This window comes from Pseudomonas sp. GW531-T4 (genome assembly GCF_017349615.1).
In the GTDB taxonomy this organism is placed as follows: Bacteria; Pseudomonadota; Gammaproteobacteria; order Pseudomonadales; family Pseudomonadaceae; genus Aquipseudomonas; species Aquipseudomonas chlororaphis_I.
In genome coordinates this window covers 84,094-104,223 of record NZ_JACMZT010000017.1, presented here as the reverse complement: position 1 = coordinate 104,223, position 20,130 = coordinate 84,094, and the positions used below count along the sequence as shown (strand labels likewise).

At 63.0% G+C, this 20,130-nt stretch carries 16 protein-coding genes; 8 read left to right on the top strand and 8 right to left on the bottom strand.

Annotated elements, in window-relative coordinates:
• Positions 1-101 precede the first annotated feature (101 nt).
• The 8 genes from J4D28_RS15905 (at position 102) to cobA (ending at position 11,845) form a co-directional block, all read left to right on the top strand.
• Positions 102-1,313, top strand: a complete 1,212-nt coding sequence (locus tag J4D28_RS15905) for a CmpA/NrtA family ABC transporter substrate-binding protein (protein WP_103331028.1) — start codon at positions 102-104, stop codon at positions 1,311-1,313.
• 15 nt (positions 1,314-1,328) lie between these two features.
• Positions 1,329-1,904, top strand: a complete 576-nt coding sequence (locus J4D28_RS15900) for an ANTAR domain-containing response regulator (RefSeq protein ID WP_007932173.1) — start codon at positions 1,329-1,331, stop codon at positions 1,902-1,904.
• A 333-nt stretch (positions 1,905-2,237) separates the two neighbouring features.
• Positions 2,238-3,449: a NarK/NasA family nitrate transporter gene (locus tag J4D28_RS15895; RefSeq protein WP_016704979.1), complete on the top strand. Its 1,212-nt coding sequence runs from the start codon at positions 2,238-2,240 to the stop codon at positions 3,447-3,449.
• Between the two features lie 7 nt (positions 3,450-3,456).
• On the top strand, positions 3,457-5,127 hold the full coding sequence (locus tag J4D28_RS15890) for a bifunctional protein-serine/threonine kinase/phosphatase (RefSeq protein ID WP_038631177.1): 1,671 nt from the start codon (positions 3,457-3,459) through the stop codon (positions 5,125-5,127).
• A 461-nt stretch (positions 5,128-5,588) separates the two neighbouring features.
• Positions 5,589-8,042 (top strand): nitrite reductase large subunit NirB, encoded by a 2,454-nt coding sequence (gene nirB / locus J4D28_RS15885; protein ID WP_103331026.1) that lies wholly within the window; start codon positions 5,589-5,591, stop codon positions 8,040-8,042.
• Complete coding sequence (gene nirD, locus J4D28_RS15880) at positions 8,039-8,356, top strand: nitrite reductase small subunit NirD (RefSeq protein ID WP_009047906.1); 318 nt, start codon at positions 8,039-8,041, stop codon at positions 8,354-8,356. Before nirB ends, nirD begins: the two co-directional genes overlap by 4 nt.
• Positions 8,356-11,073 carry a nitrate reductase gene (locus tag J4D28_RS15875; protein WP_103331025.1) on the top strand — a complete coding sequence of 906 codons (2,718 nt, stop codon included), beginning with the start codon at positions 8,356-8,358 and terminating at the stop codon, positions 11,071-11,073. Before nirD ends, J4D28_RS15875 begins: the two co-directional genes overlap by 1 nt.
• Before the next feature lie 10 nt (positions 11,074-11,083).
• Positions 11,084-11,845 carry a uroporphyrinogen-III C-methyltransferase gene (gene cobA / locus J4D28_RS15870; protein ID WP_009047904.1) on the top strand — a complete coding sequence of 254 codons (762 nt, stop codon included), beginning with the start codon at positions 11,084-11,086 and terminating at the stop codon, positions 11,843-11,845.
• Between the two features lie 77 nt (positions 11,846-11,922).
• On the opposite strand, the gene J4D28_RS15865 is transcribed toward cobA, so the two are convergent.
• From J4D28_RS15865 to ppsA, 8 genes are all read right to left on the bottom strand, one after another.
• Complete coding sequence (locus tag J4D28_RS15865) at positions 11,923-12,909, bottom strand: OmpA family protein (RefSeq protein ID WP_007927525.1); 987 nt, start codon at positions 12,907-12,909, stop codon at positions 11,923-11,925.
• Between the two features lie 107 nt (positions 12,910-13,016).
• Positions 13,017-13,607, bottom strand: coding sequence for an RNA polymerase sigma factor SigX (sigX, locus tag J4D28_RS15860; protein ID WP_009042922.1), 591 nt, complete (start codon positions 13,605-13,607; stop codon positions 13,017-13,019).
• An 88-nt stretch (positions 13,608-13,695) separates the two neighbouring features.
• The gene (locus J4D28_RS15855; RefSeq protein WP_007927520.1) at positions 13,696-14,520 is read right to left on the bottom strand and encodes a mechanosensitive ion channel family protein; all 825 of its coding nucleotides are present in this window, start codon (positions 14,518-14,520) and stop codon (positions 13,696-13,698) included.
• A 2-nt stretch (positions 14,521-14,522) separates the two neighbouring features.
• Positions 14,523-14,768 (bottom strand): hypothetical protein, encoded by a 246-nt coding sequence (locus J4D28_RS15850; protein ID WP_007927518.1) that lies wholly within the window; start codon positions 14,766-14,768, stop codon positions 14,523-14,525.
• 63 nt (positions 14,769-14,831) lie between these two features.
• On the bottom strand, positions 14,832-15,827 hold the full coding sequence (locus J4D28_RS15845; RefSeq protein ID WP_009042920.1) for a zinc transporter ZntB: 996 nt from the start codon (positions 15,825-15,827) through the stop codon (positions 14,832-14,834).
• Between the two features lie 25 nt (positions 15,828-15,852).
• Complete coding sequence (gene rraA, locus J4D28_RS15840) at positions 15,853-16,344, bottom strand: ribonuclease E activity regulator RraA (RefSeq protein ID WP_009042919.1); 492 nt, start codon at positions 16,342-16,344, stop codon at positions 15,853-15,855.
• Positions 16,345-16,611: 267 nt separating this feature from the next.
• The gene (locus J4D28_RS15835) at positions 16,612-17,601 is read right to left on the bottom strand and encodes an alpha/beta fold hydrolase (RefSeq protein ID WP_009047903.1); all 990 of its coding nucleotides are present in this window, start codon (positions 17,599-17,601) and stop codon (positions 16,612-16,614) included.
• Between the two features lie 100 nt (positions 17,602-17,701).
• Positions 17,702-20,077, bottom strand: a complete 2,376-nt coding sequence (gene ppsA, locus J4D28_RS15830) for a phosphoenolpyruvate synthase (RefSeq protein WP_009047902.1) — start codon at positions 20,075-20,077, stop codon at positions 17,702-17,704.
• Positions 20,078-20,130: the final 53 nt, after the last annotated feature.

Below are 20,130 nucleotides of genomic sequence, written 5' to 3'. Positions count from 1 at the left end.
AAGACAAAGGCGTCGTTACCCCGCCGGCTCTGCCTGGCGCGGGTGCGACGTTTTTTTATGGAAGCTTTTTATGGCCGCTTTTTTATGGAGGACGCCACCCCATGAATGAACTCCCCGTCAGCCCGCTGGCCTGGGTCAACGGCAGCGATGCCCCGGAAAAGACCGCGATCAACTTAGGCTTCATGGCCTTGAGCGACTGCGCATCGGTGGTGGTCGCCGCCACCCAGGGCTTCGCCCAGCCTTACGGCCTGACCCTGAACCTCAAGCGCCAGGCGTCCTGGGCCAACCTGCGGGACAAGCTGGTGAGCGGCGAGCTGGATGCCGCCCACAGCCTGTACGGCCTGATCTACGCCGTGCACCTGGGCATCGGTGGGGTCAACGCCAGCGACATGGCGGTGCTGATGGGCCTGAACCAGAACGGCCAGAGCATCAACCTCTCGCGGGAACTGCAGGCCCTGAACGTGACCAGTCCTGAAGCGCTGCACCTGCACGTGCACCAAAGCCGGGCAAGGCTGACCTTCGCCCAGACCTTCCCCACCGGCACCCACGCCATGTGGCTGTATTACTGGCTGGCCGCCCAGGGCATCCACCCGTTGCAGGACGTCGACAGCGTGGTGGTGCCACCGCCGCAAATGGTCGCGCACCTGCAGGCCGGGCGCATCGACGGTTTTTGCGTGGGCGAGCCCTGGAGCGCCAGCGCGGTGAACCAGAACCTGGGCTTCACCCTGGCCACCAGCCAGGCGATCTGGCCCGACCACCCGGAAAAAGTCCTCGGCTGCACCCGCGCCTTCGTCGAGCAGTACCCGAACACCGCGCGCGCGCTGGTCATGGCGATCCTCGAGGCCAGCCGCTTCATCGAGCAGGGCCGCGAAAACCGCCAGAGCACCGCGCAGCTGCTGAGCGCCCGCGAGTACCTCGATGCGCCGCTGGACTGCATCGAACCGCGCCTGCTCGGCGAGTATGCCGACGGCCTCGGCAACCGCTGGCAGGACCCGCACGCGCTACGCTTTCATAATGAAGGCGCGGTCAACCTGCCGTATCTGTCCGACGGCATGTGGTTCATGACCCAGTTCCGCCGCTGGGGCCTGCTGCGCGAAGACCCGGACTACCTGGGCATCGCGCGCCAGGTGCAGCAACTCGAGCTTTATCGTCAAGCCGCCACCGCCGTCGGTGTCGCGTCCCCGGGCCAGGACATGCGCAGCAGCCAGTTGATCGACGGCAAGCGGTGGGATGGGTCGGACCCGGCCGCCTATGCCCGCAGCTTCCAGCTGCACGCCATGAGCGACAGCTCGCCTCTTCTCGCCAGCCGCTGACAGGAACCCGAGACCATGTTGCGTATCCTGCTGATCAACGACACCGCCAAGAAGGTCGGTCGGCTCAAGGCGGCCCTGATGGAAGCCGGTTTCGAGGTGATCGACGAGTCGGGGCTGACCATCGACCTGCCGACGCGCGTCGAAACGGTGCGTCCGGATGTGATCCTGATCGATACCGAATCACCGAGCCGCGATGTGATGGAGCAAGTGGTGCTGGTCAGCCGCGACCAGCCACGGCCGATCGTGATGTTCACCGACGAGCACGACCCCGATGTGATGCGCCACGCCATCAAGTCCGGGGTCAGTGCCTACATAGTCGAAGGCATCCAGGCCCAGCGCCTGCAACCCATTCTCGATGTGGCCATGGCCCGCTTCGAGAGCGACCAGGCCCTGCGCGCGCAACTGCAGGCCCGCGACCAGCAGCTGGCCGAGCGCAAGCGCATCGAGCTGGCCAAGGGCCTGTTGATGAAGATGAAAGACTGCAACGAAGAACAGGCCTACACCCTGATGCGCCGCCAGGCCATGAGCCGGCAGCAGAAGCTGATCCAGGTGGCGGAGCAGATCATCGCCATGAGCGAGTTGCTGGGCTGAATCCCACGGCTGCGGTGCGGCGGCCTATCGCGGGCAAGCCTCGCTCCTACGGAAGAAGACCGTGAGTTTCCGTAGGCGCGAGGCTTGCCCGCGATCAGGAACACCGGGACTGCAACTCTTGGCACAAATCTGGCTATGTAATCGACACAGGTAACCAACGGCGGTTGCCCCACCTACGACAAAGACGTCGCACACCCTTCTCGCCCCAGGCGAAACGGGTTGCGGCGTTTTTTCGTTTTGGTCCCACAGCCCGGGGCCGGTGGAGCGGCCGTAATGGCGCCCCACGCAAAAGCTCATGACTCCTTTCGAGACTCTTTACAGCTGAGGTGCGCGATGAATTCAAGCTTCTGGAAATCCGGCCACACCCCGACATTGTTCGCGGCCTTCCTCTACTTCGACCTGAGCTTCATGGTCTGGTACCTGCTCGGCCCGCTGGCCGTGCAGATCGCCGCCGACCTGCAACTGACCACCCAGCAGCGCGGGCTGATGGTGGCTACACCGATCCTGGCTGGCGCGGTGCTGCGCTTCGCCATGGGCCTGCTGGCCGATCGCCTGTCCCCCAAGACCGCCGGGCTAATCGGCCAGGTGATCGTCATCGGCGCGCTGTTCTGCGCCTGGAAGCTGGGCATCCACAGCTATGAACAGGCCCTGCTGCTGGGGCTGTTCCTGGGCATGGCCGGCGCCTCGTTCGCCGTGGCCCTGCCGCTGGCCTCGCAATGGTATCCACCGCAGCATCAGGGCAAGGCGATGGGCATCGCCGGGGCCGGCAACTCCGGCACGGTATTCGCGGCCCTGTTCGCCCCCTTGCTGGCCGGCGCCTTCGGCTGGAGCAACGTGTTCGGCTTCGCCCTGATCCCGCTGGTCCTGACCCTGGTGCTGTTCGCCTGGCTGGCCAAGAACGCCCCGGAACGGCCCAAGGCCAAATCCATGGCCGACTACTTCAAGGCCCTGGGCGACCGCGACAGCTGGTGGTTCATGTTCTTCTACAGCGTGACCTTCGGCGGCTTCATCGGCCTGGCCAGCGCCCTGCCCGGCTACTTCAACGACCAGTACGGCCTGAGCCCGGTCACCGCCGGCTACTACACCGCCGCCTGCGTGTTCGGTGGCAGCCTGATGCGGCCGCTGGGTGGCGCGCTGGCCGATCGTTTCGGCGGCATTCGCACCCTGCTGGTGATGTACAGCGTCGCGGCGGTATGCATCGCCGCGGTCGGTTTCAACCTGCCCAGCTCCTACGCGGCCCTGGCCCTGTTCGTGTGCACCATGCTCGGCCTCGGTGCGGGTAACGGCGCGGTGTTCCAGCTGGTGCCACAACGCTTCCGCCGCGAGATCGGGGTGATGACCGGGCTGATCGGCATGGCCGGCGGCATCGGCGGTTTCGCCCTGGCCGCGGGCATGGGCGCGATCAAGCAAAGCACCGGCAGCTATCAGCTGGCGCTGTGGCTGTTCGCCAGCCTGGGCATACTGGCCTGGTTCGGCCTGCACGGGGTGAAACGCCGCTGGCGGACCACCTGGGGCTCCGCCGCCGTCACCGCGGCCCGGGTCTGAGCCGTCCATGAGCCTGCGACTGAGCCACGCCCAGGCCAGCGCCATCGGGCCGCGCGCGGAGAACCAGGACGCCTTGCGCCTGGTTACCCCGGCGCCGACCCTGGCCGCCAGCAAAGGCCTGCTGTTCGCCATCGCCGACGGCGTCAGCCAATGCGCCGATGGCGGCCTGGCCGCGCGCTCGACCTTGCAGGCGCTGGCGCTGGACTACTACGCCACCCCGGAAACCTGGGCCGTGGCCCAGGCCCTGGAGCGCCTGCTGCTGGCGCAGAACCGCTGGCTGCAGGCCAACGGCGGCGGCCAGCCGCTGCTGACCACCGTCAGCGCCCTGGTGCTGCGCGGCCGGCGCTTTACCCTGGCCCATGTCGGCGATTGCCGGGTCTATCGCTGGCACGCCGATCAGTTGCAGCGCATCAGCGACGATCACGTCTGGGACCAGCCCGGCATGCAGCACGTGCTCAAGCGTGCCCTGGGCCTGGACCAGCACCTGGTGGTGGACTTCCTCGACGGTGAGCTGCGGGAAAACGAAAGTTTCCTGATGCTCAGCGACGGGGTCTGGGCCACCCTGGGCGACACCGCCATCGCCGCGATCCTGCGCGACCAGCCCGACCTCGACAGCGCGGTGCAGACCCTGGTCAGCGCCGCGCACCTGGCCGGCAGCCAGGACAATGCCAGCGCCCTGCTGGTGCGGGTCGAAGCCTTGGGCGAAAGCTCCATTGGCGACGCCCTGATTCACTTGCAGCAATGGCCTCTGCCGCCGCCCCTCAAGCCGGGCCAGCACTTCGAAGGCTGGCAGGTCGCCGAGGTGGTCGGGCAGAGCCAGCAATCCCTGCTGTACCGCGTACTCGATGCGCAACAACAACCCTGGCTGCTGAAAACCCTACCCGGCCATCTGCACGACGATCACCAGGCCGGGCAAGCGCTGCTGTCAGAGGAATGGTTCCTGCGGCGGGTGGCTGGACGGCACTTTCCCGAAGTGCATGCCGCGACCGCCCGCCAGCATCTGTATTACGTGATGCGCGAATACCCGGGGCAGACCCTGGCCGATTATCTGCAACAGCATGGCCCCTTGCCGCTGGCGCAGTGGCAGGACCTGGCTGAGCGTCTGTTGCGGGCCGTGGGCCTGCTGCACCGCCGGCAGATCCTGCACCGCGACATCAAGCCGGAAAACCTGCTGCTCGGCGACGACGGCGAACTGCGCCTGCTGGACTTCGGCCTGGCCTATTGCCCCGGCCTGTCCGAGGATCAGGCGCACCTGCTGCCCGGCACCCCGAGCTATATCGCCCCGGAGGCTTTCACCGGCGTGGCGCCGACACCGCGCCAGGACCTGTACGCAGTGGGCGTGACCCTCTACCACTTGCTGACCGGGCATTTTCCCTACGGTGAAATCGAAGCCTTCCAGCGCCCGCGCTTCACCACCCCGGTCAGCGCCAGCCGCTATCGCCCGGACCTGCCGGACTGGCTCGAACAGAGCCTGGAGCGCGCGGTACAGGCCGATCCGGCCCAACGCTATGAAACCGCCGAAGAGTGGTTGCTGCTGCTGGAACAGGGCGAACGCCGCAGCCTCAGCGTGCGCCCCAGGCCACTGCTGGAACGCGAGCCCTTGAAGGTCTGGCGCACCCTGGCGCTGGTCTCGCTGCTGCTCAACCTGCTGTTGCTGTACCTGTTCCTGCATCACTGATAGCGCCTATAACCCTGTAGCCGCTGTCGAGCCCCGGCGAGGCTGCGCTCGACCGCGTAGCGGGCGCCAAGCCAGGCGACCGTGCAGGTCAGGCACACCGAGCTGTCAGGTTTACGGGGCTGCGCCCCAATCGCAGTCTCGCCGGGGCTCGGCAGCGGCTACAGGTTGCTCCAGAAACGGGCAAGACGCTTTGAATCGGTGCAGTTTTTACCCTTCTCGCCTGCGCAAGCCGCGCCAACCCCGCTAAAACCGCGCTTGGCGGGACTTGGCACAACCACTGCATTAACTCTCCCAACAGCACATACGACCCGGCCTTCAACGACGAAGGATGGGTTTTCCCGAGAGAACGGGACCGGACAAAGGCGTCCTGCCAGGCAACTGGCGGGACGCCTTTTTTGTTTGCGCAACGTTTATCGAGCCAGGCCCGGCATGCCCGACGGCCTGTCTACGCGGAGAGCGAAATGAAGAAACTCAAGCTGGTGATGATCGGCAACGGCATGGCCGGGGTACGCACCCTGGAAGAGCTGCTCAAGCTGAGCAATGAGCTGTACGACATCACGGTCTTCGGCGCGGAACCCCACACCAACTACAACCGCATCCTGCTCTCCCCGGTACTGGCCGGCGAACAGACCTTCGAAGAGATCGTGCTCAACGACCTGAGCTGGTACCTGGACAACAACATCAAGCTGCTGCTCAACCGCAAGGTGGTGGAGATCGACCGGGTCAAGCGCCGGGTGATCGCCGAAGACGGCAGCGAAGCCGAATACGATCGCCTGCTGATCGCCACCGGCTCGACCCCGTTCATCCTGCCGATTCCCGGCAACGACCTGCAGGGCGTGATCGGCTACCGCGATATCGCCGACACCCAGGCGATGATCGACACCGCCAAGACCCACAAGCACGCGGTGGTCATCGGTGGCGGCCTGCTCGGCCTGGAAGCCGCCAACGGCCTGATGCTGCGCGGCATGGATGTGACTGTGGTGCACATCGGCGAATGGCTGCTGGAGCGCCAGCTGGACAAGACCAGCGGCCAACTGCTGCAAACCGCCCTGGAAAGTCGCGGCCTGAAATTCCGCCTGAGCGAACAGACCCAGGCCCTGCATGACTCAGGCAATGGCCGGGTCGGGGCGGTGCAATTCAAGAACGGCGACATCATCCCCGCCGACCTGGTGGTGATGGCCGCCGGCATCCGGCCCAATACCGAGCTGGCGGAAAAAGCCGGCCTGCCGTGCAGCCGCGGGATCCTGGTCAACGACACCCTGCAGACCTACGACCCGCGCATCTATGCCATCGGCGAATGCGCCAGCCACCGCGGTATCGCCTACGGCCTGGTGGCGCCATTGTTCGAACAGGCCAAGGTCTGCGCCAACCACCTGGCGCAACTGGGCTTCGCCCGCTACCAGGGTTCGGTGACCTCGACCAAGTTGAAAGTCACCGGCATCGACCTGTTCTCCGCCGGCGACTTCATGGGCGGCGAAGGCACCGAGACCATCACCCTCTCCGACCCCATCGGCGGCGTGTACAAGAAGCTGGTGATCAAGGACGACGTCCTGGTCGGCGCCTGCCTATACGGCGACACCGCCGACGGCGGCTGGTACTTCCGGCAGATCCGCGAGAACCACGCCATCGGCGAGATCCGCGACCACCTGATGTTCGGCGAGAACGCCTTGGGCGACGTCGGCCATCAGGGCCAGGACAAGGCCATGAGCATGGCCGACAGCGCCGAAGTCTGCGGCTGCAACGGCGTGTGCAAGGGCACCATCGTCAAGGCGATCCAGGAGCACGGCCTGTTCAGCGTCGACGAGGTCAAGAAGCACACCAAGGCCGCCAGTTCCTGCGGTTCCTGTGCCGGCCTGGTGGAACAGATCCTGATCAACACCGTCGGTGGCGCCGCCGACGTCAAGCCGAAAAGCGAGAAAGCCATCTGCGGCTGCAGCGACCTCAACCACGGGCAGATCCGCCAGGCGATCCGCGAACAGCACCTGCTGACCATCGCCGGCACCATGAACTACCTGAACTGGCGCACGCCCAACGGCTGCGCCACCTGCCGCCCGGCGCTGAACTACTACCTGATCTCCAGCTGGCCGGGCGAGGCCAAGGACGATCCGCAATCGCGGCTGATCAACGAGCGGGCCCACGCCAACATCCAGAAAGACGGCACCTATTCGGTGGTGCCGCGGATGTGGGGCGGCGTCACCACGCCTTCCGAACTGCGGCGCATCGCCGACGTGGCGGACAAGTACCAGGTGCCGATGGTCAAGGTCACCGGCGGCCAGCGCATCGACCTTCTGGGCATCAAGAAGCAGGATTTGCCCGGGGTCTGGAAGGACCTGGACATGCCCTCCGGCCACGCCTACGGCAAGTCCATCCGCACCGTGAAAACCTGCGTCGGCAGCGAGTTCTGCCGCTTCGGCACGCAGAACTCCACTCAGCTGGGCATCGAACTGGAGCACGACCTGTTCAACATGTGGTCGCCGCACAAGGTCAAGCTGGCGGTCTCCGGTTGCCCGCGCAACTGCGCCGAGGCCGGGATCAAGGACGTCGGCATCATCGGCGTCGAATCGGGCTGGGAGATGTACATCGGCGGCAATGGCGGGATCAAGACCGAGGTCGCGGAGTTCTTCGTCAAGCTGAAAACCGCCGACGAGGTACGCGAATACAACGGCGCCTTCCTGCAACTGTACCGCGAGGAAGCCTTCTACCTGGAGCGCACCGTGCACTACCTGCAACGGGTCGGCATGGCGCACATCAAGCAAGCCATCATCGAAGACCCGCAACGGCGCAAGGCCCTCAACAAGCGCCTGCAGTTCGCCCTGTCCTTCGAACAGGACCCGTGGAAGGAGCGCCTGGAACAGCCGCTGCTGAAAAAAGAGTTCGAGCCGATCCACGTCAAGCAACTGGAGGTGCCGCTATGAACTGGCTGGATATCTGCGCCCTGGACGAGATCAACGCCCTGGGCTCGCGCATCGTCAACGGCCCCAAGGGCGACATCGCGATCTTCCGCACCAGCGACGACGAAGTCTTCGCCCTCGACGATCGTTGCCCGCACAAGGGCGGACCGCTGTCCCAGGGGCTGATCTACGGCAAGAAGGTCGCCTGCCCGCTGCACAACTGGCAGATCGACCTGGAATCCGGAGAAGCGCAGGCACCGGATATCGGTTGCGCCCATCACCATCTGGCGCGGGTGGAAAACGGCCGCGTGCTGCTGGCCCTGCGGGATGCCGGCTGATGAACCGCCAGACGACCGCCTCGACCTGCTGTTACTGCGGCGTTGGCTGTGGCGTGCTGATCGAGCACGACGGCGAACGCATCCTCGGCGTCAGTGGCGACCCGAGCCACCCGGCCAACCACGGCAAACTGTGCAGCAAGGGTTCCACCCTGCACCTGACCGGCGACCTCGCAGCCCGCGCCCTGTACCCGGAGTTGCGCCTGGGCAAGGCCCTGGCGCGCAGCCGCACCGACTGGGACACCGCGCTGGAGCACGCGGCCAACGTATTTGCCGAAACCATCGCCGAACACGGCCCGGACAGCGTGGCCTTCTATATCTCCGGGCAATTGCTCACCGAGGACTACTACGCCTTCAACAAGCTGGCCCGGGCCCTGGTGGGCACCAACAACATCGACAGCAATTCGCGGCTGTGCATGTCCTCGGCGGTGGTCGGCTACAAACGCAGCCTGGGCGCCGACGCCCCGCCCTGCAGCTACGAAGACCTCGAGCTGAGCGACTGCGTGATGATCGTCGGCAGCAACATGGCCTACGCCCATCCGGTGCTGTTCCGCCGCCTGGAACAGGCCAAACGCCTGCGGCCGCAGATGAAGGTGATCGTCATCGACCCACGGCGCACCGACACTTGCGACCTGGCCGACCTGCACCTGGCGATCCTGCCCGGCACCGATGTCGCGCTGTTCCACGGGATCCTGCATCTGCTGCTGTGGCAGGACTGGATCGACCGTGACTTCATCCAGGCGCATACCGAAGGCCTGGCCGAGCTGAAGAACCTGGTCCACGACTACACCCCGCATATGGTCGCGCAGCTGTGCGGCATCAGCGTCGAGCAACTGCGCCAGTGTGCCGAATGGGTCGGCACCTCGCCGAGCTTCCTGTCGCTGTGGTGCATGGGGCTGAACCAGTCCAGTGCCGGCAGCGCGAAAAACAGCGCGTTGATCAACCTGCACCTGGCCACCGGGCAGATCGGTCGCCCCGGGGCCGGCCCCTTCTCCCTCACCGGCCAGCCGAATGCCATGGGTGGCCGGGAAACCGGCAGCCTGTCGAACCTGCTGCCGGGGCACCGGGAGGCGGCCAACCCGGAGCATCGGGCTGAAGTCGCGGCCTACTGGGGCGTCGAGCAATTGCCGGCCAACCCCGGCCTGACCGCGATCGAGCTGTTCGAGCAACTGCGCGGCGGCAAGATCAAGGCGCTGTGGATCGCCTGTACCAACCCGGCGCAGTCGCTGCCCGACCAGAACGCGGTGCGAGAGGCCTTGCTGACCTGCCCGTTCGTGGTCCTGCAGGAAGCCTTTCGCACCACCGAGACCGCGGCCTTTGCCGACCTGCTGCTGCCCGCCGCCAGTTGGGGCGAGAAGGAAGGCAGCGTGACCAACTCGGAACGGCGCATCTCCCATGTGCGCCGCGCCGTGGCCGCGCCGGGCGAAGCACGCCCGGACTGGGCCATCACCCTGGACTTTGCCCGGCGCCTGGAACAGCGCCTGCGCCCGCAACAGCCCAGCCTGTTCGCCCTGGATACGCCTGCCCAGCTGTTCGATGAGTACAAACTGCTGACCCGCGGCCGCGACCTGGACCTTTCCGGTATCAGTCACGCGCTGATCGACCAACTGGGTCCGCAGCAATGGCCCTTCCCCGCCGGTGCCGAACAAGGGACAACGCGGCTGTACGTTGACGGCCGCTTCCCGACCGCCAGCGGACGGGCACACTTCATCAGCGACCCGTATCGCGCGGCCAAGGAACAACGTGATGCACGCTTCCCCCTGACCCTGATCACCGGCCGCCTGCGCGATCAATGGCATGGCATGAGCCGTACCGGCACCGCGGCCCAGCTGTTCGGGCACGTCAGCGAAGCAGTTCTCAGCCTGCACCCGGACGAACTGCGCCGGCAGAACCTGCAGGCGGGTGATCTGGTGTCGCTGAAAAGCCGGCGCGGCAGCGTGATAGTCGCCGTGGCGGATGACGACAGCGTGCGCCCGGGCCAGGCTTTTCTGCCGATGCATTGGGGCGACCGGTTCCTCAAGGGTGGCGTCAATGCCGTGACCCAGCCGGCGTTCGACCCGCTGTCCAAACAGCCGGAACTCAAGCACAGCGGCGTGCGCCTGGAGCCAGTCCAGCTGCCGTGGCAGCTGTTCGCCCTGATCGAAGGCGACGTGCAGCGGCATTTCGAAGCCTTGCGCCCGCTCTGCGAAAGCTTCGCCTACGTCAGCCTGAGCCTGGCCGGTCGCGAACGCCCGGCCCTGCTGCTGCGGGTGGCCAATGCCGAGGCGCCGGCAGCGCAGTTGCTCAAGGACATCGACCAGTTGCTGGGGCTCAAAGAAGGCCCGGTACTGGCCTATGACGATCCGCGGCGCTCCATCGGCAAGCGGGTACGTATCGAACAGGGACGGATCACCGCCATTCGCCTGGCCGGTGAAACCCTGGCCCAGCACTGGCTGCAGAACCTGTGGCTGGAAGGCAAGGCCGATGAGCAACTGCGTCGCTGGCTGCTGGCGCCAATGAGCGCGCCACCGGGGACCGCCGGGCTGATCGCCGCGAGTGGCAAGACCTTGTGCAACTGCAAGAACGTCAGCCAGAGCGCAGTCTGTGCCGGGATCTCCCGCGGCCTGGACCTCGATGGCCTGAAACAGGAACTGGGCTGCGGCACTCAATGCGGCTCCTGCGTCCCCGAAATCAAACGTCTGCTGGCCAGCTCGGCACAGCCCGTCGCAATCCCCCTGTGAGGAAACAAACATGAGCGCAAAAGTCTGGCTGGTGGGTGCGGGCCCTGGCGACCCTGAACTGCTGACCCTCAAGGCCGTGCGGGCCCTGGGCGAAGCCGATGTGGTGCTGATCGACGATCTGGTGAATCCGGCAGTGCTCGAGCACTGCCCCCAGGCACGGGTCATTGCCGTGGGTAAACGCGGCGGCTGCCGCTCGACGCCCCAAGCGTTCATTCATCGGCTGATGCTGCGCTACGCCCGGCATGGCAAGTGCGTGGTACGCCTCAAGGGTGGCGATCCATGCATCTTCGGCCGTGGCGGTGAGGAAGCGCAGTGGCTGCAGGAACGTGGCGTCGAGGTGGAACTGGTGAACGGCATCACGGCCGGCCTGGCGGGAGCTACCCAGTGCGGGATCCCGCTGACCCTGCGCGGTGTTGCCCGTGGCGTCACCCTGCTGACGGCCCATACCCAGGACGACAGCAGCCTCAACTGGCAGGCCCTGGCGCAAAGCGGTACGACGCTGGTGATCTATATGGGGGTGGCCAAACTGGGCGAGATACGTGAACAACTGATCGCTGGCGGCCTTGCGCCGCATACCCCGGTGGCCATGATCGAAAATGCATCCCTGCCCGAGCAGCGCCTGTGCCGGAGCGATCTGCACGCCATGCAGGACGATGCCCATACCTTCCAGCTGAAAAGCCCGGCCATCCTGGTGGTTGGCGAGGTGGCCGCTTGCGGCGCACAATTGCCGGCCCTTTCCGAGGCGGCCCTGGCGGCCGCACTTTCGGCCTGACGCCAGGCTCTTTCAACAAATCGCGGACAAAGAAAAACCCGGCCTAGGCCGGGTTTTTCAAAGCTGCAAGCTACAGATTACTGAGCTTGTTGAGCTTGTGCTTCAACCTGCGCTTCTACGCGACGGTTTACAGCGCGGCCAGCTTCAGTTGCGTTGTCAGCAACTGGGCGGGACTCACCGTAACCAACGGATTGAACGCGGCTCGACTCAACACCATACTGGCTGGTCAGAACTTGCTTAACGGCGTTTGCACGACGCTCAGACAGTTTCTGGTTGTAAGCGTCAGGACCGACGGAGTCAGTGTGACCTTCAACAACGGTGGTGGTTTGTGGGTACTGCTTCATGAAGTCAGCGAGGTTCTTGATGTCAGCGTAGCTGTTAGGCTTAACGACCGACTTGTCGAAGTCGAACTTCACGTCCAGCTCAACACGAACAACTTCAGCAACCGGAGCTTCTGGTTCTGGAGTTGGCTCTGGAACTGGAGCAGGAGCTGGAGCAACCTTGCCAGCGTTGCCGCCGAAGTTCACACCCAGACCAACCAGAGCGGAGTAGTCCCACTTGCCGTTGTCCATTGCGTAGTCGGCTTCAACGCCGGCACGAGCGAACAGGTTGTCGGTGAAGTAGTACTTAACACCGGTACCGATGATAGCCAGGGTCGACTGGTCGCGACCGCTGTGGCCGTCAGCCAGGACGTTGGTACGGCTCTGGTGACCGAAACCACCCGAAACGTATGGACGCAGGGAGTCCACGCCAGCTTGACCGAAGTGGTAGGTAGCCAGCAGGCTGCCGGTGTCACCTTTGATCTTCTGGTTGCCAGTGCCGTCGTTCGAACGGGTGTGGTTGGTTTTGTCGTAGTTCAGGTCCAACGACAGGTCATCGGTCAGGAAGTAGCCGATACGAGCGCCTGGGTTGAAGCCGTCTTCGATGTGCTTAACGCTGTCGTTGTACTGTTTTTTGTAAAACAGTTCACCCTCGACCGCGCCTTGGCCTTGCGCCAGAACGCCGAACGAAGTCACGGCAACAATAGAACCAATGGCAATGCCCAAGGTGTTTTTCAGTTTCATCCGTTAAATCCCCATCTGGTGATTGTAAAGCAGTCCCACATACCGGGGGACAACTCGGCGGTAAGTCTATCAGAACTTACCTAGACGTAAGAGATATTTGCGCCGAACTAAGTTTCAGCAATGCCTGCAAATTTCTCACGCAATTTATCAAGCGCACGCTTGTACCGCATTTTCGTAGCACTCAACCCCATGTGCATGATGTCTGCGATCTCCTGGAACTCCAGTTCTGCGACAAATCGTAGCACCAGAATCTCCCGATCGATCGGGTTCACATGCACCAACCAGCGGTCAAGTCCGCCCTTTTCCTCAGGTTTCGGCGCCTTATCTTCAGACGCTTCCTCGAGGGGATCAAGACTTAACGCATCCATCAAGCGACGCTTGCGCCGTTCTTTCCGATACTGAGTGATGCATTCGTTGTACGTGATGCTATAGAGCCATGTCTTGAACTTCGATTTCCCCTCGAAGTTCTTGAGGCCATACAGCACCTTCAACATCACCTCCTGACAGACATCATCAGCATCACGATCGTTCCCTAAATAACGTGCACAAACGTTGAAGAGGGTTCGCTGATAGCGTCGCATCAACTCTTCATACGCACGCGTCACATGAAACAGCTCCGTGTGCGAGCGCGCAACCAACTCCTCGTCAGAGAGCTCACGGGGGTCATAGCGCGTGGATAGCGATTGGGCTTTATTCAAAACGAGTCGGGCCGACAGTCAGGTCAATGTCCACCGCAGCCCAGGCAAGGGCATTTTGCGGCGGCATACATTAGCAGGGTTTGCCGGGTTAGCGGCTACTTACATGCTGCTCCAGCATGATCCGATTGGAGAGAGAGACCAGCTCACCCTCATCGGTCAGCAGTGTAGTCTTAACCGTGCCGATCTCCTCGATCTGCCCTTCGACCTCGCCAACTCGCACTTGTTGCCCAACCTGATACAACTCACGCACATAGATTCCCGCAAGAATCTGACCGGCAATATCCCGGCTTCCCAACCCCATGGCCAAGGCAACAGCCAGACCAACGGTAATCAAAACGATCACGATCACATGGTTGAGCAGGTCGGTTTTGACCTCCAACTGACTGATCGCAACGGAAATACTGATGATGATCACCAGCCCCTGGGCGATTCGCCCCAGGCCACTGGCGTAATCCAGACCAACCCCTTCGGCCGCTCCACGCACCAGCCCATTGGCCAGTTGCGCCAGCAATACCCCCACCAACAGCACCAGCGCGGCCCCGAAAACCTTCGGTAAATACAGCGCCAGCATGTCGAGCGTAGCCGAAACCCGCTCCAGGCCAAGGGATTCTGCAGCAGAAACCAGAAAAATCAGTAAAACAAACCAATACACGATTTTACCGATCAAGGTAGAAATCGGCACCTGCAGGCCCGCACGAGACAGCAGTTTGGTCAAACCGGTACCGCCCATCAAGCGGTCCAGGCCCAGTTTGGCGAGCAGTTTGGAAAGCAGGGTATCAAGCAGTTTGGCGACCACGAACCCCAACAGCAGCACGACCAGCGCGCCAAACAGGTTGGGAATGAAGTTCGCTACCTTGGTCCACAACGCAGTCATCGCAGTGACGAGGCTCTGAGTCCAGAGATCAAGTTCCATATTCAATCAGCCTTATCAGCAGTGCGAGCAGTAGGTTTACGACGGGAAACCGGCGAGATATGGGCCGATCCGTTATTCAGAGCAATCATCAGCGCCGGCAACCAGCGGCCGAGCAGGCTGAACAGATCGCCCGCCCCCACCTGCCGGTTGGCGGTTTTCAGTACGCGGCCCAGGCACGCATCGTCGTCCCGGGTGGACGGTGTGGCCTTGAGCATGTCACGCAACGACTGTTCAAACGGATCGTGCATACGCACCTCTCGATATGTCTGTGAAAGACGCGATCAAAATTCCCCGGGTCACATAGTTCATGATCAGACCCAGCGCAAACGTCGGAATAACCACCATTGTCCCAGCGCTACCAGCGCCATCAACAGGCAGGCCACCAGAAACCCGTAGGGGCTGTTGGAAAGCGGGATTCCTCCGACGTTGATCCCCAGCAAGCCGGCCAGAAAACTCATTGGCAGAAAGATCCCGGTGATGATCCCGAAGCGAAACATGATGCGGTTCATGCGCACGCTCAGGCGCCGGTCTTCGGCCTCCAGCACAAGCCCCACGCGCTCTCGGGTCAATTCGAGCTCTTCCAGGTAGCGGGTCAGGCTGTTGTTCAATTCGTTCCAGTAATCGCCATCGTCATCGGCGAACCAAGGCAGCCTGATGCGGCTGAGCTGACCGAAAATATCCCGCTGCGGAGCGAGGAAACGCTTGAGTCCGGCAGCCCGTCGACGGATCTGCAGAATGTTGCTGTGCTCGGGGGTATACCGTTCGTCGGCATCCAGTTTTTCTTCCTCGGCATCGACCACTTCCGACAGGTCGCTGACCAGATCCTGCACCTTATGAGTCAGGTACTCAGCCATATAAAGGATGAGTTCGGAGGCGGTCTTGGGTCCCTTGCCTTCGCCCAGTTGCACCAGCAGCTCATCGGTCGCGCGCAATGGCCGCAGGCGCAGGGAGATCACTCGCTGGGCCGAACCGAAGATGCGTACCGAAACCATGTCCTCCGGCTCGGCGCCGGGGTTGAGGTTGATGCCGCGTAAAAACAGCAGGAACTCGGAATCCGGCAGCGCCAACAGGCGCGGCCGGGTGTTTTCTTCGAGTAGGAGGTCACAGCTGAACTCGCTCAGACCGCTGGATTTACGCAGCCAGGTCTGGGTTTGCGGATGGCTGCGATCCCAATGCAGCCAGAGGCTCTCATGGGCTTGCAGCTGCAGGTCGTCCAGTTCAGTTCGGGCAATTGCACGCGCACCACCTTTACCATCCAGCACCAGGGCATGTACCAGCCCCCATTGCGCGTTGTCTTCCTCGAACATCCTCATCCCTTGCTTGGTCGACTGCTTATTCAGGCATTTTCAGTGGGCTTGGCGAAACGATCACGCCATTGTTGTCGGCATAGACATATTCGCCCGGACGGAAAGTCACCCCGGCAAAGGTCACCGCCACATTGAGATCGCCAATGCCGCGCTTGTCGGTTTTCATCGGATGGCTGGCCAGCGCCTGAACACCCAGGTCGGTTTGCGCGATGACATCGACGTCACGGATGCAGCCGTAGATCACCAGCCCTTCCCAACCATTCTTGGCGGCCTTCTCGGCCAGCATGTCACCCAGCAGCGCGCGGCGCAGGGAGCCGCCACCGTCGACCACCAGCACCTTGCCGTGGCCCTTGAGCTCGACCTGTTCCTTGACCAGCGAGTTGTCTTCGAAGCACTTGATGGTCACGATTTCGCCGCCGAAGGAGTCGCGACCACCGAAATTGCTGAACATCGGTTCAACCACCTGTACCAGATCCGGGTAGGCGTCGCACAGGTCGGGAGTGAGGTAATGATTCATCGAGAAACTCCTGTAATGGAAAGAACACGTCGCGGTGTCGGAACTCGCAGGGTTCATGCTGAGTGACGAGCGCTGGCGGCAAATGTTCAACACCTTGCCTTAGCCCTCGATCCCCATTCAGCCCCCACCATACGCCAATTTCAGCAGGGGCAATGAGCACGAACGGGATACCAAACCAGCGACCGAATGTGACCAAAACCGCTCAATGCGTCATATCTTAGCCGCAAGCGCAGCGGAACGAAATGCTCTTGTCAGAGCCTTCTGAACTCAACTCGCGGCAGCCAGTTCGGCACTCGATGCCAACAACGGGCTCTGCTGATCCTTCAACCAACGCGCCACCAAAGGCCAGACTTCGGCCTGGGCGGCTTTGCTCACCAGCATCTCGACGTGGCCGAAATTGCCGCTGAACCCTTGTTCGCGCCCCAGGCAGACAAACTGTTTGTGCTCGGAACTCAACTGGTCAAACAGCTTGCGACAAGCCCAGGTCGGATCCTGATGATCCCCGGCCGCGCTCACTGCCAATACCGGCAGCGAAACATCGGACAAACCGGCCCACCAGTCCTTCTGCCCATCCCCGAAACGCCCGAACAGCCCATACCAACGCATGCCTTCCAGGGCCAGGCCAATGGGTTCGTCCTCGGGACCGCGCTTGAGCCGCGAGCCGGACAACTGGGCAAACCGCTTGAGAATGAAACGACCGCCCCACTCCACCGCCGGGATTTTCAACGGCCAATAGGTGCGGCTGACCTGACAACCGAACAACGCCGCCGACGCCACTGCCGGCTCTCCCAGATACTGGCCGCCCAGGGCCGCCGCCAAGGTAATGCCGCCCAGGGAATGGCCGATCCAGTGCGGAACCTGGCCGCTTTGTTCCCGCACGAAAGCGCCGATGGCCGGCAGATCGTATTGCGCATAGTCGGCGACGCGATTCTTGCGGTAGTCGGCATTACGTCGCGACAGGCCGTGGCCACGCATCTCGGGGATCCATACATCGAAACCCAGGCGCGCCAGATACGCGCCCAGGCCGATGCCCTTGGGCGAATACCAGAAACGCCGATTGGAGAAGCTGCCGTGCAGCAGAATCACCGGCACGCCACGGGATTCGGGCTCGTCCGCCATTCCCAGGCGGGTAACAGCCAGCTCGACCGTGGCGTCCGGGCTGTTGCCGGGCTTCAGGCGGTAGACGTCTTCACTCAGGTCGCCTCGACGTTCGGCACTGATCAAGGCGACGGGAAATAGGTTGCTGCTGCTTTGCATAATGCTCTTGCACAAAAAAGGGCGGCTTCCAGATGGAGCCCGCCCTACTTGAATCTCAAAGCCCCGGCCAGCCCGAAGACTGGCCGGGGCTTCATTCCGCTTAGACCGCACCCTGCCCCTCGGCCAGGAAGAACCAGGTTTCCAGTACGGAGTCCGGGTTCAGCGAGACGCTTTCGATGCCCTGCTCCATCAGCCACTTGGCCAGGTCCGGGTGGTCGGACGGGCCCTGGCCGCAAATACCGATGTATTTGCCGGCCTTGTTGCAAGCGGCGATGGCGTTGGCCAGCAGCTTCTTGACCGCCGGATTACGCTCGTCGAACAGGTGCGCGATGATGCCCGAGTCGCGGTCCAGGCCCAGGGTCAGCTGGGTCAGGTCGTTGGAACCGATGGAGAAACCGTCGAAGAACTCGAGGAACTCTTCGGCCAGGATCGCGTTGGAAGGCAGCTCGCACATCATGATCACGCGCAGGCCGTTTTCACCGCGCTTGAGACCGTTTTCGGCCAGCAGATCCACCACCTGGCTGGCTTCGCCCAGAGTACGGACGAACGGCACCATGATCTCGACGTTGGTCAGGCCCATGTCGTTGCGCACGCGCTTGAGGGCGCGGCACTCGAGTTCGAAGCAGTCACGGAACGATTCGCTGATGTAACGCGAAGCACCGCGGAAGCCCAGCATCGGGTTTTCTTCTTCCGGCTCGTAGAGCTTGCCGCCGATCAGGTTGGCGTATTCGTTGGACTTGAAGTCCGACAGGCGCACGATGACCTTTTTCGGCCAGAACGCCGCGGCCAGGGTGCTGATGCCTTCGACCAGCTTGTCGACGTAGAAACCGACCGGTTCGTTGTAACCGGCGATGCGCTTGTCGACGCTTTCCTTGATTTCATGGGGCAGGCCGGCGTAGTTCAGCAGTGCCTTGGGGTGCACGCCGATCATGCGGTTGATGATGAACTCCAGGCGGGCCAGGCCGACACCGGCGTTCGGCAGTTGGGCGAAGTCGAAGGCGCGGTCCGGGTTGCCGACGTTCATCATGATCTTGAACGGCAGCTCCGGCATGGCATCGACGGAGTTTTTCTTCACGTCGAAACCCAACTCGCCTTCGAAGATGAAACCGGTGTCGCCTTCAGCACAGGACACGGTCACGCCCTGGCCGTCTTTCAACAGTTCGGTGGCATTGCCGCAACCGACAACCGCTGGAATACCCAGCTCGCGCGCGATGATCGCGGCGTGGCAGGTACGGCCGCCACGGTTGGTGACAATGGCGCTGGCGCGCTTCATCACCGGTTCCCAGTCCGGGTCGGTCATGTCGGACACCAGCACGTCGCCGGCCTGGACCTTGTCCATCTCCGACACGTCCTTGATGATCCGCACCTTGCCGGCGCCGATGCGCTGGCCGATGGCGCGACCTTCCACCAGCACGGTGCCGGTTTCCTTCAACAGGTAACGTTCCATGACGTTGGCCTGGGTGCGGCTCTTCACGGTTTCCGGACGGGCCTGGACGATATACAGCTTGCCGTCATCGCCGTCTTTGGCCCACTCGATGTCCATCGGGCACTTGTAGTGCTTCTCGATGATCATCGCCTGCTTGGCCAGCTCGCTGACTTCGGCATCGGTCAGGCAGAAACGCGCGCGATCGGCCTTGTCGACGTCGACGGTCTTGACCGAGCGACCGGCCTTGGCTTCGTCGCCGTAGATCATCTTGATCGCCTTGCTGCCCAGGTTGCGGCGCAGGATGGCCGGGCGACCGGCTTGCAGGGTGCCCTTGTGGACGTAGAACTCGTCCGGGTTCACCGCACCTTGAACGACGGTTTCACCCAGGCCGTAGGCGCCGGTGATGAACACCACGTCACGGAAGCCCGACTCGGTGTCGAGGGTGAACATCACGCCGGCGGTGCCGGTTTCCGAACGCACCATGCGCTGCACGCCGGCAGACAGGGCGACCAGCTTGTGGTCGAAGCCCTGGTGCACGCGGTAGGAAATGGCGCGGTCGTTGAACAGGGAAGCGAAGACTTCCTTGGCGGCGCGAATGACGTTCTCGACGCCACGGATATTGAGGAAGGTTTCCTGCTGGCCGGCGAAGGAAGCGTCCGGCAGGTCTTCGGCGGTGGCCGAGGAGCGCACGGCCACGGCCATGTCAGGGTTGCCCGCGGACAGCTTGGCGAACGCGGTGCGAATTTCGGTATTCAGTTGCTCGGGGAATTCGGCTTCCATGATCCATTGACGGATCTGGGCGCCAGTCTTGGCCAAGGCATTCACGTCATCGACGTCCAGGGCGTCGAGCGCGGCGTGGATCTGGTCGTTAAGACCGCTCAATTCGAGAAAATCACGATAGGCCTGGGCCGTCGTGGCAAAGCCTCCAGGAACCGATACACCGGCGCCTGCAAGGTTACTGATCATCTCGCCCAGGGATGCGTTCTTGCCCCCCACATGCTCTACATCATGGACGCCGAGCTTATCGAGGGAAACTACGTACTCTACCAAGGTGATCTCTCCACTAACTGTGTTGGAAAAGCTCAGAAGCCGGCTGCTCGGGG

Bases quoted from the DNA above. Each gene is read 5' to 3' on its own strand.
- J4D28_RS15905 (WP_103331028.1), top strand. From the start codon at position 102: ATGAATGAACTCCCCGTCAGCCCGCTGGCCTGGGTCAACGGCAGCGAT.
- J4D28_RS15900 (WP_007932173.1), top strand. From the start codon at position 1,329: ATGTTGCGTATCCTGCTGATCAACGACACCGCCAAGAAGGTCGGTCGG.
- J4D28_RS15895 (WP_016704979.1), top strand. From the start codon at position 2,238: ATGAATTCAAGCTTCTGGAAATCCGGCCACACCCCGACATTGTTCGCG.
- J4D28_RS15890 (WP_038631177.1), top strand. From the start codon at position 3,457: ATGAGCCTGCGACTGAGCCACGCCCAGGCCAGCGCCATCGGGCCGCGC.
- nirB (WP_103331026.1), top strand. From the start codon at position 5,589: ATGAAGAAACTCAAGCTGGTGATGATCGGCAACGGCATGGCCGGGGTA.
- nirD (WP_009047906.1), top strand. From the start codon at position 8,039: ATGAACTGGCTGGATATCTGCGCCCTGGACGAGATCAACGCCCTGGGC.
- J4D28_RS15875 (WP_103331025.1), top strand. From the start codon at position 8,356: ATGAACCGCCAGACGACCGCCTCGACCTGCTGTTACTGCGGCGTTGGC.
- cobA (WP_009047904.1), top strand. From the start codon at position 11,084: ATGAGCGCAAAAGTCTGGCTGGTGGGTGCGGGCCCTGGCGACCCTGAA.
- J4D28_RS15865 (WP_007927525.1), bottom strand. From the start codon at position 12,909: ATGAAACTGAAAAACACCTTGGGCATTGCCATTGGTTCTATTGTTGCC.
- J4D28_RS15855 (WP_007927520.1), bottom strand. From the start codon at position 14,520: ATGGAACTTGATCTCTGGACTCAGAGCCTCGTCACTGCGATGACTGCG.
- J4D28_RS15850 (WP_007927518.1), bottom strand. From the start codon at position 14,768: ATGCACGATCCGTTTGAACAGTCGTTGCGTGACATGCTCAAGGCCACA.
- J4D28_RS15845 (WP_009042920.1), bottom strand. From the start codon at position 15,827: ATGTTCGAGGAAGACAACGCGCAATGGGGGCTGGTACATGCCCTGGTG.
- rraA (WP_009042919.1), bottom strand. From the start codon at position 16,344: ATGAATCATTACCTCACTCCCGACCTGTGCGACGCCTACCCGGATCTG.
- J4D28_RS15835 (WP_009047903.1), bottom strand. From the start codon at position 17,601: ATGCAAAGCAGCAGCAACCTATTTCCCGTCGCCTTGATCAGTGCCGAA.